Raw genomic sequence first — 12,750 nt, 5'->3', positions numbered from 1 at the left:
CAAGGGGGGCCGTCTCAAGGGGCTGATGTGTCGTCGCCGCCGTTCCCCGGCCTCGGGACCCGGCCCTGGAACAGGGAGCCCCTGATCCGCGCGGGCACCGAGGCCGCGTCCCGGAGCCCGCGTACGTCACGTATCCCGCGCCTCCCGTGGACGCGCGGATCGTCCGTGACGTCGTAGCGCTTCACATAAACGCCCAGGAACGCCTGGAGGGTGGCCACCGCCGGAATGGCGATCAGCGCGCCCACCGCACCCAGCAGCGCGGTACCCGCGATGACCGAGCCGAAGGCCACCGCGGGATGGATGTCGACGGCCTTCGCCGTGAGCTTCGGCTGCAGCCCGTAGTTCTCGAACTGCTGGTAGATCACCACGAAGACCAGCACCCACACCGCGTACCAGGGGTTCACCGTGAAGGCGAGCAGCATGGGCAGCGCGCCCGCCAGATAGGTGCCGATGGTCGGGATGAACTGGGAGACCAGACCGACCCAGACCGCGAGCGCGGGGGCGTACGGCACGTTCAGCACGACGAGCACGATGTAGTGCGCCACGCCGGAGATCAGTGCCATCACACCGCGCGAGTAGAGATAGCCGCCGGTCTTGTCGACCGCGATCTCCCAGGCCCGCAGCACCTCGGTCTGCTTCGACGGCGGCAGTACGGAGCACAGGGCGCGTCGCAGGCGTGGGCCGTCGGCCGCGAAGTAGAAGGCGAACAGGAAGATCGTCAGCAGCCGGAAGAGGCCGCCCAGCACGGTGGTCGACACGTCGAGGACACCGCTCGCACTGTTCTGGACGTACTTCTGCAGCCAGTCCGAGTGCAGCACGCTGTCCTGGACCTGCACCCGGGACAGCTCGCTGTGGAAGGTGTGGTTGGTCCAGTTGATCACCACGTCCAGGTACTTGGGGAACTCCTCGACCATGTCCACGATCTGTCCGGCGAGCATCGAGCCGAGCAGGAAGACGAATCCGGCCGCCGCGAGCGCCACCGCGAAGAAGACCAGGAAGGTGGCGAGGCCGCGGCGCATGCCGCGCGCCGCCATCCGCCCCACCGCGGGCTCCACGGCCAGCGCCAGGAAGAACGCGATGAGGATGTTCGTCAGCAACCCGATGAGCTGGTAGAACGCCCAGCTGCCCAGCTCGAAGCAGGCGACGAGGGCGAGGGCGAGCACCATCGCCTTCGGCAGCCAGCGGGGCATGGATGCGCGGCCCGCAGGCACACCGCGCCCGGTGGCGGGCGGGGGCGTGGCACTGCCCGGCGCGGCCCGGTCCGCGGTGGTCCGGTCACCGGTCGTCCGGTCCGCGGCGGTGTCGTCCGGGGTCATCTGGTCCTCGGCAGTCTCTTCGGTCGTCGATCGGTGGCACAGGCATGCGATGGCACGGGCCCAGTCTTGCGCACCCCTGTGACAACCGGCCGCACGGCCCGGGCCCGGGCGGCGCTCAGCGCCGTTCCTCGGGGATGCCGGCCGCGGCGCAGACGCCCCGCCAGACGTCCTTCGTCTCCCAGCCGGCGGCCAGTGCCTCGTGCACCGTACGACCGCCCAGCTCCGCCATCACATGGTCACGCGCGAACGAGTCGGCGTACGCCTCGCCGAAGTGCTCCGCCATCCGTTCCCAGAAAATCGTCAACCGCATGACTTCAGTATCCAGCCCCTGGGAGTGCAGCCCAGCCCGTCTCCCTTGCCCCCGGCTCTTTCCGCTCTACCTTCGGAGCATGGCTGGAACCGGAGCATCTCCTCTCGCACGCGCCGAGCACTTCATCTGGCTGACGGCCCGGGTGCTGGAACAGCGGAGGTTCGCGTACCACTTCCTCGACGGACGCGCCGACGCGGTGGAAGCGGCACTCGCCGCCCACCTCAATCCGGACGGCGGGTACGGGCACGGGCTCGAACCCGATCTGCGCGGACCGGTGAGCCAGCCCCTGCACACGGCGCACGCGCTGCATGTACTCGACTCCGTGGGGCGCTGCGGCGGGATGCGGGTGGAGCGGGTGTGCCGCTATCTGACCGGGGTCTCCACCAGGGACGGCGCACTGCCCGCAGTCCACCCCTCGCAGCGCGGCTACCCCTGCGCGCCGTTCGTCCCGGTGGTCGACGACCCGCCGAGCGAACTGCTGGCCACCGGGCCCGTGGTGGGTGTGCTGCACCGCAATGAGGTCTGGCACGCCTGGCTCTTCCGGGCCACCGAGTTCTGCTGGAGGGCCGTCGACGCGCTGGAACACTCCCACCCGTACGAGATCCAGGCGGCGGTCGCCTTCCTGGACGGGGTCCCCGACCGGTCCCGGGCGGAGGCGGCTGCCGACCGGCTGGGCCGGCGGGTGCGGGAACAGCGGCTGGCCGTGCTGGACCCGGCGGACCGCGCGTCGTATCCGGTCGCGCCGGGGTACGCGCCGGGGGAACTGCACTTTCCGTACGACTACGCGCGCGTGCCCGGTTCCCTGGCGCGCGGCTGGTTCACCGACGAGGAGATGGACCGGTCACTGGACTTCCTGGCGGACGAGCAGGGCCAGGACGGCGGCTGGCCGGTCAACTGGCGTTCCTGGGCGCCGGCCCCCCTGATGGAGGCAAGGCCCATGGTGACGGTCCAGGCGCTGCTGACGCTGCGCGCACACGGCCGCGGCATCGCCTGACGGTGCCGTGGCCGCGTAGCCCAGCGTGCGCGGCGCTGCGGGGCGCGCGGGGTCCAACGGAGCGCGGGGTCTAACGGAGCGCGGGGGTGTACCCACGCGTGGGGTTCAGCCCAGTGCGCGCACCCCCGCGGTGACCACCACCGCTGCCCCGACGATGACCAGGAAGGGAGCGCGCAGGGCCAGCGCGAGCGCCGCCGCTGCGACCCCGGCGACCCGTGCGTCCACCGTGAGGTGGTGGCCGCTTCCGAAGGTCTGCTGGGCGGTGAGGGCCGCCAGCAGCGCGACCGGGAGCAGCGCGGACAGCCGCTTGACGACCGGCCGCTCAAGCATGCCCGCGGGGATCAGCAGACCCAGCAGTTTGGCCAGGTAGCAGCCGATGGCCGTCACCCCGATCGCGATCCAGACGCCGTTCATCGCTCCGGTCCCTCCTTCTTCTCCTGCCCGGCGCCCCGCTCCGGGCAGGAGCGCTTGTCCGCCCCCGGCGCACGGCTTACTTCGCGCCCCTTGAAGAGCAGGACGGCCGGAGCCGCGAGTGCGGCGACCAGCACCGGCGCCCCGCCGGGCAGCAGCGGCAGCAGTCCGAGCCCCAGTACGACGGCGAGCCCGGCGACCGCCCGTTCTGTCGCCGTCCGCAGCATGGGGGCGAGGAGCGCCAGGAAGACCGCGGGGCCGGCGGCGTCGAGGCCCCAGGCCCCGGTGTCGCCGAGCGCCCGCGCACCCAGCGCCCCGAGCAGCGTCGTGAGGTTCCACAGCACGTACAGCGTCAGGCCCGTGGCGGTGAAGCCGATCCGGGCAGCACGCCGGGTCGCCTGGGCGAGGGTGACGGCGGTCGTCTCGTCGATCACCCAGTGCGCGGCGAGAGGCCGTACGGCGCGCGGCAGGGCCAGCAGCTGGGACAGCCGCAGCCCGTAGAAGGTGTTGCGGACTCCGAGGAAGAAGGCGCCCGCTGCGGCGGCGAACGGGCTGCCGCCTGCCGCGAGCGCACCGACCAGCGCGAACTGCGAGGCGCCGGTGAAGACCAGCAGGCTGAGCAGGCAGGTCTGCAGCAGGCTGAGACCGGAGCCCGCCGAGGTCACGCCGAATGCGAACCCGGAGAGGCCGACCGCGACGCCGACACCCAGCGCGTCCCGGACGACGGCCGCGTCCGCCCGCTGCTCCGGCCCTGTGCCTGGCCGGTCCGGTCCTGTGCCGGGGTCTTCCGGTCCCGTACGGGGCTGTTCCGGTCCGGTGCCGGTCTGTTCCGGTCTCGCGCCTGGCCGGCCCGGTCCGGTGCCGGGGTCCGTGAATATTGTCCGATCCGTTGCCACCGGGCAGACGCTACGAGGAACGGCCCGGCCCGGTCTTGTACGTTCTTGCGCGTTCCCGCTGGTAGGCACCCGGCGGCACCCCCACGATCCGGGTGAAATGCCGGTTCAGATGGGGCTGGTCGGCGAACCCGACGGCGGCCGCGGTCGCCGCGGGGGTGGCGCCCGCCTCCAGGAGGTGCCTGGCCCGCCGCACCCGGGCATCGGTGAGCCAGCTGTGCGGCGGCATGCCGTACGCCGTCCGGAAGGCACGCAGCAGGGCGAAGGGGCTCGTACCGAGGCCGGTGGCGAGCTGTTCGAGAGACGGCGGCCGCACCATCCGCTCCTCCAGCACCGCACGCGCGCGGGCCGCGTTCCCGGCGCCCGCCGTGCGCGGCACCCGTTCGGGGAGCCGGCCCCCGTGGGCGCGCAGCAGCCGGGCGACGGCGAGCCGTAGCAGACTGTCGGCGGCCAGCGCGTTGCCCTGCTCGGCCGCGCGGTGCACCCCGACGACGAGGCGCGCGGCCTCCGCGTCGTCGACGACCGGTGAGGTGAAGCCGACCGGGCCGCTGAGGGTGCTGATGTCGGAGGCGACTTCGGCGATCAGTCCTGCGGCCGGGTAGAGCGTCCGGTAGACCCAGCCCTCGGGTACGCCGGCGAATCCGGTGTGCGCGGTGTCGGGGTTCACCAGGGCGAGCTGCCCCGGCCCCGCCCTGACCAGCTCGTCGCGGTAGTGGAAGGCCTCGACGCCATAGGTGATCGCGGCCATGACGAACGACTCGTGCGTGTGCCTCGGGAACGATTTGCGGATGTAGCGGGCGTGCAGCAGATCGACGCCCGGCAGCGCGTCGAGCTGCCAGTGCCGTGCCTGCTCCCGGTCGCCCGGTCCTGCTGTTCCCGATACCTCCATGCCTCCATTGTTTCCCCAGGTCCGGGCGGTTGTCAGTGGTGCGGTGCACGATGGGGACATGGTGACGTCAGCGCTCGACTCCTTCTCCCCCGCGACCCGCGGCTGGTTCACGGGCGCCTTCACCGCGCCCACCCCGGCCCAGGACGGTGCGTGGCGGGCGATCGGTGCCGGGTCCGATGTGCTGGTCGTGGCGCCGACCGGTTCCGGCAAGACGCTCGCCGCGTTCCTCGCCGCCCTCGACCAGCTGGCTTCGGCGCCCCCGCCCGCCGAAGCCAGGAAGCGCTGCCGGGTGCTGTATGTCTCCCCGCTCAAGGCGCTCGCGGTCGATGTCGAGCGCAACCTCCGCAGCCCGCTGACCGGTATCCGTCAGGAGTCGGTGCGGCTCGGGCTCCAGGAGCCCGATGTCCGGGTCGGTATCCGCTCGGGCGACACCCCCGCCACCGAGCGGCGGTCGATGGCGCTCCGCCCGCCGGACATCCTGATCACCACCCCCGAATCGCTCTTTCTGATGCTCACCTCGTCCGCGCGGGAAGCGCTGACGGGCGTCGAGACGGTGATCCTGGACGAGGTCCACGCCGTCGCGGGCACGAAGCGCGGTGCCCACCTCGCCGTCTCCCTGGAGCGGCTGGACGAGCTGCTGCCACGCCCGGCCCGCCGTATCGGGCTGTCGGCGACGGTCAGGCCGGTCGACGAGATCGCCCGCTATCTCTCGCCGCAGCGCAAGGCCGTGATCGTGCAGCCCGCGTCGGGCAAGGAGTTCGACCTCTCGGTGGTCGTCCCCGTCGAGGACCTGGGCGAGCTGAGTGGTTCTCCGGCCTCCGACACCGATCCGGACAAGGCGGAGAAGCCCTCCATCTGGCCGCATGTCGAGGAGCGCATCGCGGATCTGGTGCAGGCGCACCGCTCGACGATCGTCTTCGCCAACTCCCGCCGCCTGGCGGAGCGCCTGTGCAACAGGCTGAACGAGATCGCGTACGAGCGGGCCACCGGGGAGGTCATGCCCGAGGCCCACTCCCCCGCCGAAGTGATGGCCGAGTCGGGCGCCGCCAAGGGTGCGCCCCCGCTGCTGGCCCGTGCGCACCACGGCTCGGTCTCCAAGGAGCAGCGCGCCCAGGTCGAGGAGGACCTCAAGGCGGGCCGGCTGCCCGCGGTCGTGGCCACGTCCAGCCTTGAGCTGGGGATCGACATGGGGGCTGTCGATCTGGTCATCCAGGTCGAGTCACCGCCGTCGGTGGCCTCCGGCCTCCAGCGGGTGGGCCGCGCCGGACATCAAGTCGGCGCCGTCTCCACCGGTGTCGTCTTCCCCAAGTACCGGGGGGACCTGGTGCAGGCCGCCGTGGTGACCGAGCGGATGCGGACCGGCTCGATCGAGGCGCTGCGCGTCCCGGCGAACCCGCTGGACGTGCTCGCCCAGCAGCTGGTCGCCATGGTGGCGCTCGACAGCTGGCAGGCAGACGACCTGCTGGCGGTGGTCCGCCGCGCCGCACCGTTCGCCGCACTCCCCGAATCCGCTTTCACAGCGGTCCTGGACATGCTCGCCGGACGCTATCCGTCGGACGCCTTCGCGGAGCTGCGCCCGCGTGTGGTGTGGGACCGCATCGCCGGTACAGTCACCGGCCGCCCCGGGGCGCAGCGTCTCGCCGTCACATCCGGCGGCACCATCCCCGACCGCGGACTCTTCGGGGTCTTCCTCGCCGGGGCCGACCCCAAGAAGGGCGGGGGCCGGGTCGGCGAGCTGGACGAGGAGATGGTCTACGAGTCCCGGGTGGGTGACGTCTTCACCCTCGGCACCACCTCCTGGCGCATCGAGGACATCACCCGTGACCGGGTGCTGGTCACCCCGGCGCCGGGGGTGCCGGGCCGGCTGCCGTTCTGGAAGGGCGACCAGCTGGGCCGCCCGCTCGAACTGGGCCGTGCCGTGGGCGCGTTCCTCCGTGAGGTGGGCGGGCTCGCACCGGACGACGCGCGGCTGCGGCTGCTCGCCGCCGGGCTGGACGCCTGGGCGGCCGACAATGTCCTCGGCTATCTGGACGAGCAGCGCCGCGCCTGCGGCCATGTGCCGGACGACCGGACCATCGTCGTCGAGCGGTTCCGCGACGAGCTGGGCGACTGGCGGGTGGTGGTCCACTCCCCGTTCGGCGCCCAGGTGCACGCGCCCTGGGCGCTCGCGCTGGGCGCCAAGCTCTCCGAGCGGTACGGGATGGACGCCCAGGTCATGCACGCCGACGACGGGATCGTGCTGCGGCTCCCCGACGCGGATCTGATGGGCCTCGACCTGCTGGACGCCGATCCGGCCGCGCCGGGCATCGAGTACGACACGGAACAGGCCCCGCTCGGGGCGGCCGATGTGGCCTTCGACAAGGGCGAGATCAACCAGATCGTCACCGACCAGGTCGGCAGCTCGGCCCTGTTCGCCTCCCGTTTCCGCGAGTGCGCGGCCCGAGCGCTCCTCCTGCCGCGCCGCAGCCCCGGAAAGCGGACGCCGCTGTGGCAGCAGCGCCAGCGAGCCTCCCAGCTGCTTCAGGTCGCGAGCGAGTTCGGCTCGTTCCCGATCGTTCTCGAAGCCGTTCGCGAGTGCCTGCAGGACGTGTTCGACGTACCCGGTCTCACCGAGCTGATGGGCGACATCGAGTCGCGCCGTGTCCGGCTCGTCGAAGTCACCACGGCCGAGCCTTCACCCTTCGCCCGCTCGCTCCTCTTCGGCTATGTCGCCCAGTTCCTCTACGAGGGCGACTCACCGCTCGCCGAGCGGAGGGCGGCGGCCCTCTCGCTGGACTCCCGGCTCCTCGCCGAGCTGCTCGGCCGGGCCGAGCTGCGCGAGCTGCTGGACGCCGATGTGCTGGACGAGTTGGAGAGAGAGCTCCAGTGGCTGACGGAGGACCGGCGGATCAAGGACGCCGAGGGGGTCGCGGACCGGCTGCGGCTGCTGGGCCCGCTGACCGACGCCGAGCTGGCCGGCCGCGGGGCGGAGCCGCAGTGGGCACCCGACCTGGCAGCCGCCCGGCGCGCCATCCGGGTCCGTATCGCGGGGACCGACCACTGGGCGGCGATCGAGGACGCGGGCAGGCTCCGGGACGCGCTCGGCACCGCGCTCCCGGTGGGGGTGCCCGAGGCCTTCACGGAGCCGGTCAAGGACCCGCTGGGCGATCTGCTCTCCCGCTTCGCCCGGACGCACGGCCCGTTCACCTCGTCCGCGGCAGCGGCGCGCTTCGGTCTGGGCAGCGCGGTCACGGACGGCGCGCTGCAGCGGCTCGCCGCGGCGGGCCGGGTGGTCCAGGGCGAGTTCCACCCCTCGGGCATCGGCCAGGAGTGGTGCGACGCCACGGTGCTGCGCAGGCTCCGCCGCCGTTCTCTGGCAGCTCTGCGCGAGGAGCTGGAACCGGTGCCGCCCGAGGCGCTGGCCTCGTTCCTGCCCCAGTGGCAGCACCTCGGCGACGGCAGCCTGCGGGGCATCGACGGACTGGCACGCGCCGTCGAGCAGCTCCAGGGAGCGCCTGTCCCCGCCTCCGCACTGGAGAGACTGATCCTGCCGTCCCGGGTGGCCGGCTACACCCCGGCGCTCCTCGACGAACTCACCACGACGGGTGAGGTCGTCTGGGCGGGAGCGGGCGCGCTCCCGGGCAAGGACGGCTGGATCTCCCTCTTCCTCGCGGACAGCGCGCCACTGCTCGTCCCACCCCCGCACCCTCTGGAGCTGAGCGCGCTGCACGAGTCCGTGCTCCAGGCCCTCGCCCCCGGCTACGGCCTGTTCTTCCGCCAGCTCAAGGATCATGTCCGCGCCACCACCCACCCGGACTGCACCGATCCCCAACTGGCCGACGCCATCTGGGACCTGGCCTGGTCGGGCCGGCTGACCAACGACACACTGGCCCCGCTCCGCTCCCTGCTGGGCTCCGGCCGTACGGCGGGCTCCACCGCCCACCGGGCCCGCCGTACGGTCCCGCGCGGGCGGTACGGCTCCCTCACCGGGGCGGCACGCCCCGGCTCACGGACCGGGCCACCGACCGTGGCCGGCCGCTGGTCCGTGCTGCCGGCCGCCGAGCCCGACGCGACCCGCCGGGCGCACGCCCTGGCCCGTACGCTCCTGGACCGGCATGGTGTCGTCACCCGCGGCGCGGTCTCGGCCGAGGGTGTCGAGGGCGGCTTCTCCGCGGTCTACCGCATCCTCTCCGCGTTCGAGGACACCGGGCAGGCCAGACGGGGCTATGTCGTGGAGGGCCTGGGCGCGGCGCAGTTCGCGATGGACGGCGCGGTGGACCGGCTGCGTGCCGCGTCCACCGCACGGGACCGCGCGGAAGCGGGCGCGCCGGGCCGGGCGGTGGTGCTGGCCGCGGCGGATCCGGCCAACGCCTATGGAGCGGCGCTGCCCTGGCCGGAGTCCCCGGGCGGGGTGGGCCACAAGCCAGGCCGCAAGGCGGGCTCCCTCGTCGTCCTGGTCGACGGAGAGCTCGTCCTCTATATGGAGCGCGGCGGCAAGAGCCTGCTGTCCTGGCCCACCGAGCCCGACCACCCCGGGCTGCTCGCCGCGGGGCAGGCCCTCGCCGCAGCGGCGGCTTCGGGGGCTCTCGGCACCGTGACCGTGGAGCGCACCAATGGTGCGTCCGCCCTCACCTCCGACCTGGGCCGCACCCTGGAGGCGGCCGGATTCGTCGCCACCCCCAGGGGGCTGCGGCTGCGGGCCTGAACAGCGCGGGTCTGCGGGTCCCGCCGTGCAGCCCGCATCATGGAGACATGCCCGAAGGAGACAGCGTCCACCAGGCGGCCACGCGACTGCACACGGCGCTCGCCGGCCACGTTCTCACCCGGTTCGACCTGCGCGTCCCCCGGTTCGCCACCGCAGATCTCACCGGGCGCACCGTCCTCGGCGTCATCCCGCGCGGCAAACACCTGCTGACACGTGTCGAAGGCGGCCTCACTCTGCACAGCCATCTGCGGATGGAAGGCGCCTGGAAGGTCTACGTCCCGGGTGAACGCTGGCGCGGCGGCCCCACGTACGAGATCCGTGCCGTCCTCGGGACGTCCGGCCACACCGCCGTCGGCTACCGCCTCCCCGTACTCGAACTGCTGCGGACCACCGACGAGAGCACGGTGGTGGGCCATCTCGGCCCGGACCTCCTGGGCCCCGACTGGGACCCCGGCAGAGCACTCACCAACCTGCTGGCCGACCCCGGCCGGCCGCTCGTCGAGGCCCTGCTCGACCAGCGCAACCTCGCAGGAATCGGAAATGTCTTCGCAGCGGAGATCTGCTTCCTGCTGCGCGCCACCCCCTGGCTGCCGGTCGGGCAGCTCCCCCGCCCCGAAAGGGCGGTCACCGTGGCGAAGAAGCTACTGGAGGCCAACCGCGACCGCCCGGTCCGCAGCACCACGGGCCGGCCGGACCAGCGTCTGTACGTTTACGGACGCGCACCCCGCCCCTGCCTGCGCTGCGGCACCTCCGTACGCCGGGCCATCCGCACCGACAGCGGCCAGGGCAACGGCAGCCGTGAGCGTCCGACGTACTGGTGCCCCACCTGCCAGACCGGACCCACCGAACCCACCAGTCCCACAGAACCCACCAGCCCCACTGATCCCACCGCCTCCTAGCCCCCGCCCGCAACACAGTTGACGACCCGTCAGTTCCGGTCGTACGGTCCCGTCATGCCCGTCACGGCGTACGACCTCACCGGCCGCACCGCATTCGTCACCGGCGCGGCGAGCGGCATCGGCCGCGCCAGTGCCGTACTCCTCGCGGAGGCGGGCGCCGCCGTCCACTGCGCGGACCGCGACGATGCGGGGCTGCGCGAGACCGTCGCCACGATCACGAATGCGGGCGGCGCCGCGCACCCCCATCCGCTGGACGTCTCCGACCGCGCCGGTGTGGAGGCGGCCGTCGAGTCGGCCGTCACAGCCGCCGGCCGGCTGGACATCCTCGCCGCAGTCGCGGGAATCATGCACAGCAGTCCCGTCCTGGAGACGCGGGACGAGGATCTGGACCGCGTTCTCGCCGTCAACTTCAAGGGCGTGCTCTACGCCTGCCAGGCCACGGCCCGCGCCATGATCGCGACGGGCACTGCGGGGAGCATCGTCACGATGGCATCGGGCGCCGTGGACACCGGCGGGCCGGGCCTGCTCTGCTACGGCGTGACGAAAGCCGCCGTCTTCCAGCTCACGAAAACACTCGCGACCGAGGTGGGCCCGCACGGGATCCGGGTCAATGCGGTCGCGCCCGGCTGGATCCGCACCCCCATGACGGAGCGGCACAACAACAGCGAGGCCCAGGCGCACACCGCCGCCCTGATGTCCCGGATGTCACCGCTGGGCCGCGTGGGCGCCCCGGAGGAGATCGCGCACGCCGTACTCCATCTGGCATCCGACGCCGCCGCTTTCACCACCGGTCAGATCCTGCGCCCCAACGGCGGCGTCGCGATGCCCTGGTGAACCGGCACCGTCCGGACCCCCGCCGCCGCGCCGAGGCAGAGCGCGGACCCGCCCACCGCGAACGGCCCCCCGCCCGCCCGGCCGGAAACGCCACCACATGTATCGGCAGGAGGCTCAGCCCCCATCCCCCGACCGCGACAGCGCTCTCCAGCGGCCCGGACCCGGAAGGTGTCAGCACCAGCCGCAGCACGGCCCACCACCACAGCCCGCCGAGCAGCAGCGCCAGCGCCCCCGCCGGCACCCACCGCCGCGCCACTCCCTTGCAGTCAGCCCCATCAGCCCGAAAACCGAGCCGCCCGCACCGCCGGAACCGCGCCGGAAAAGGCGCGGGGAACGACGAGAAGGCAGAGCAGGCCGTCGCAGAGGTCGCACCGGAGCGGGGAGCCCGGTAAACGTTCCGGCCGGGGCGCCGCCTGGGGCCGGTCACCGCCACCCGGCGGGAGGGCGCACGAGACGCCCGCCCGGCGCATATGCGCACGCCGTTACGCGTTGTTCTCCGCCTGGTACATCCAGGCGTGCTTCTCCAGGGCCGCGGTGGCCCCGATGAGCAGATCCTGTGTCACCGGGTCCGGGGCATCGGTGGCCGCGATCCGCTCCCGCATCCGGCTGATGACGGCCCCGAGCGCGTCCACCAGCGTCCTGATGGCGTCGGTGTCCTTGATCCACCCTGCGGGGGCTTCACTGATCGCACTGGTCCTGGAGACCGTCGCGGCCCGTCCGTCCGGTGTCACCCCGACCGCGGAGGCCCGCTCCGCGACCGCGTCCATGTACTGCCTCGCGGTGTCGACCACCTCGTCGAGCTGGAGGTGCACCGACCGGAAGCGCGGCCCGACCACATTCCAGTGCACCTGCTTGGCGACCAGCGAGAGATCGACCAGATCCGCGAGCGCACCCTGAAGTGCCTCTCCGACCACTTTCAGATCGGCTTCGGGCAGAGAGCTCTTCACGCCAGACATGCGGGGCCTCCCATATGTTCGTACGTTCCCACCACCATGGCACAAATATCCTCACACCGGACATTCAGGGCAAAAAAATGGCTCCGACCGGTCCCTGAGGACCAGCCGGAGCCGGAAAGCCGTACTACGCCGCTACTACATTCACGGCTTCGGCAGGCGCCTTGATCGTCACGCGCTCGGGCACGCCCGTGACCGACGTCACGGAGACGGAATTGAGCATCGAGCGTACCGGCACGGGTACGGGCTCGGTCGACGCCGCCGACTCGGCCAGCTCCGCGAGCGACAGCTCGTCGCTCACCTCCCGCATGAGCTCGGACATCCGTACGTCAAGCGCGTCGCAGATCGCGGAGAGCAGCTCGGAGGATGCCTCCTTCTGCCCCCGCTCCACCTCGGACAGATAACCGAGAGAAACTCGGGCGGACGAGGAGACTTCGCGCAGAGTACGGCCCTGGCGCTGGCGCTGCCGACGCAGCACGTCACCCAACAGGCGACGGAGCAGAATCATCGGTGGCTCCCTCCTCGGACCGCGTAGCCGCATCCTTCACGCCCCACCGTACCGCCTTG

General features: G+C 72.4%; 11 protein-coding genes. 4 read left to right on the top strand and 7 right to left on the bottom strand.

Annotation, left to right across the window (positions count from 1 at the left end):
* Nucleotides 1-14: 14 nt before the first annotated feature.
* On the bottom strand, nucleotides 15-1,190 hold the full coding sequence (locus ACFXBC_RS18035; RefSeq protein ID WP_385024713.1) for an AI-2E family transporter: 1,176 nt from the start codon (nucleotides 1,188-1,190) through the stop codon (nucleotides 15-17).
* Nucleotides 1,191-1,431: 241 nt separating this feature from the next.
* A complete protein-coding gene (locus ACFXBC_RS18030; RefSeq protein ID WP_385024660.1) occupies nucleotides 1,432-1,626 on the bottom strand; it encodes a DUF3046 domain-containing protein in 195 nt (64 codons plus the stop codon).
* 79 nt (nucleotides 1,627-1,705) lie between these two features.
* Here ACFXBC_RS18030 and ACFXBC_RS18025 point away from each other — a divergent pair, with 79 nt between their 5' ends.
* Nucleotides 1,706-2,620: a hypothetical protein gene (locus ACFXBC_RS18025; protein WP_385024658.1), complete on the top strand. Its 915-nt coding sequence runs from the start codon at nucleotides 1,706-1,708 to the stop codon at nucleotides 2,618-2,620.
* A gap of 105 nt (nucleotides 2,621-2,725) precedes the next feature.
* Here ACFXBC_RS18025 and ACFXBC_RS18020 read toward each other — a convergent pair whose 3' ends face one another.
* Genes ACFXBC_RS18020 through ACFXBC_RS18010 form a run of 3 tightly spaced genes read right to left on the bottom strand, consistent with a single transcriptional unit; the run spans nucleotide 2,726 to nucleotide 4,813 of the window.
* Nucleotides 2,726-3,034: an AzlD domain-containing protein gene (locus ACFXBC_RS18020; RefSeq protein WP_385024656.1), complete on the bottom strand. Its 309-nt coding sequence runs from the start codon at nucleotides 3,032-3,034 to the stop codon at nucleotides 2,726-2,728.
* Entirely contained in the window at nucleotides 3,031-3,909 is an 879-nt protein-coding gene (locus ACFXBC_RS18015; RefSeq protein WP_385024711.1) for an AzlC family ABC transporter permease, read from the bottom strand. Before ACFXBC_RS18015 ends, ACFXBC_RS18020 begins: the two co-directional genes overlap by 4 nt.
* 28 nt (nucleotides 3,910-3,937) lie before the next feature.
* Nucleotides 3,938-4,813 carry an AraC family transcriptional regulator gene (locus ACFXBC_RS18010; RefSeq protein ID WP_385024654.1) on the bottom strand — a complete coding sequence of 292 codons (876 nt, stop codon included), beginning with the start codon at nucleotides 4,811-4,813 and terminating at the stop codon, nucleotides 3,938-3,940.
* A 58-nt stretch (nucleotides 4,814-4,871) separates the two neighbouring features.
* Here ACFXBC_RS18010 and ACFXBC_RS18005 point away from each other — a divergent pair, with 58 nt between their 5' ends.
* Genes ACFXBC_RS18005 through ACFXBC_RS17995 form a run of 3 tightly spaced genes read left to right on the top strand, consistent with a single transcriptional unit; the run spans nucleotide 4,872 to nucleotide 11,230 of the window.
* Nucleotides 4,872-9,497, top strand: coding sequence for an ATP-dependent helicase (locus tag ACFXBC_RS18005; RefSeq protein ID WP_385024652.1), 4,626 nt, complete (start codon nucleotides 4,872-4,874; stop codon nucleotides 9,495-9,497).
* A gap of 47 nt (nucleotides 9,498-9,544) precedes the next feature.
* Nucleotides 9,545-10,396, top strand: coding sequence for an Fpg/Nei family DNA glycosylase (locus ACFXBC_RS18000; RefSeq protein ID WP_385024650.1), 852 nt, complete (start codon nucleotides 9,545-9,547; stop codon nucleotides 10,394-10,396).
* Nucleotides 10,397-10,450: 54 nt separating this feature from the next.
* Nucleotides 10,451-11,230 carry an SDR family NAD(P)-dependent oxidoreductase gene (locus tag ACFXBC_RS17995; protein WP_385024648.1) on the top strand — a complete coding sequence of 260 codons (780 nt, stop codon included), beginning with the start codon at nucleotides 10,451-10,453 and terminating at the stop codon, nucleotides 11,228-11,230.
* A gap of 482 nt (nucleotides 11,231-11,712) precedes the next feature.
* Here the strand turns inward: ACFXBC_RS17995 and ACFXBC_RS17990 are convergent, their stop codons facing one another.
* Nucleotides 11,713-12,186 carry a Dps family protein gene (locus tag ACFXBC_RS17990; protein WP_385024646.1) on the bottom strand — a complete coding sequence of 158 codons (474 nt, stop codon included), beginning with the start codon at nucleotides 12,184-12,186 and terminating at the stop codon, nucleotides 11,713-11,715.
* A gap of 124 nt (nucleotides 12,187-12,310) precedes the next feature.
* Nucleotides 12,311-12,691 (bottom strand): helix-turn-helix domain-containing protein, encoded by a 381-nt coding sequence (locus ACFXBC_RS17985; protein ID WP_385024644.1) that lies wholly within the window; start codon nucleotides 12,689-12,691, stop codon nucleotides 12,311-12,313.
* Nucleotides 12,692-12,750 lie beyond the last annotated feature (59 nt).

The sequence above is a fragment of the Streptomyces sp. NPDC059398 genome (assembly GCF_042751845.1).
GTDB lineage: Bacteria > Actinomycetota > Actinomycetes > Streptomycetales > Streptomycetaceae > Streptomyces.
The sequence above is the reverse complement of the archived record's forward strand: the minus strand, read 5'-3'. Positions and strand labels throughout refer to the sequence as shown.

What these genes read in the sequence shown, in the direction of transcription:
- ACFXBC_RS17990 (WP_385024646.1), bottom strand. Translation starts at nt 12,186, where the DNA reads ATGTCTGGCGTGAAGAGCTCTCTGCCCGAAGCCGATCTGAAAGTGGTC.
- ACFXBC_RS18000 (WP_385024650.1), top strand. Translation starts at nt 9,545, where the DNA reads ATGCCCGAAGGAGACAGCGTCCACCAGGCGGCCACGCGACTGCACACG.
- ACFXBC_RS17985 (WP_385024644.1), bottom strand. Translation starts at nt 12,691, where the DNA reads ATGATTCTGCTCCGTCGCCTGTTGGGTGACGTGCTGCGTCGGCAGCGC.
- ACFXBC_RS18025 (WP_385024658.1), top strand. Translation starts at nt 1,706, where the DNA reads ATGGCTGGAACCGGAGCATCTCCTCTCGCACGCGCCGAGCACTTCATC.
- ACFXBC_RS18020 (WP_385024656.1), bottom strand. Translation starts at nt 3,034, where the DNA reads ATGAACGGCGTCTGGATCGCGATCGGGGTGACGGCCATCGGCTGCTAC.
- ACFXBC_RS18030 (WP_385024660.1), bottom strand. Translation starts at nt 1,626, where the DNA reads ATGCGGTTGACGATTTTCTGGGAACGGATGGCGGAGCACTTCGGCGAG.
- ACFXBC_RS18005 (WP_385024652.1), top strand. Translation starts at nt 4,872, where the DNA reads ATGGTGACGTCAGCGCTCGACTCCTTCTCCCCCGCGACCCGCGGCTGG.
- ACFXBC_RS18035 (WP_385024713.1), bottom strand. Translation starts at nt 1,190, where the DNA reads ATGCCCCGCTGGCTGCCGAAGGCGATGGTGCTCGCCCTCGCCCTCGTC.
- ACFXBC_RS17995 (WP_385024648.1), top strand. Translation starts at nt 10,451, where the DNA reads ATGCCCGTCACGGCGTACGACCTCACCGGCCGCACCGCATTCGTCACC.
- ACFXBC_RS18010 (WP_385024654.1), bottom strand. Translation starts at nt 4,813, where the DNA reads ATGGAGGTATCGGGAACAGCAGGACCGGGCGACCGGGAGCAGGCACGG.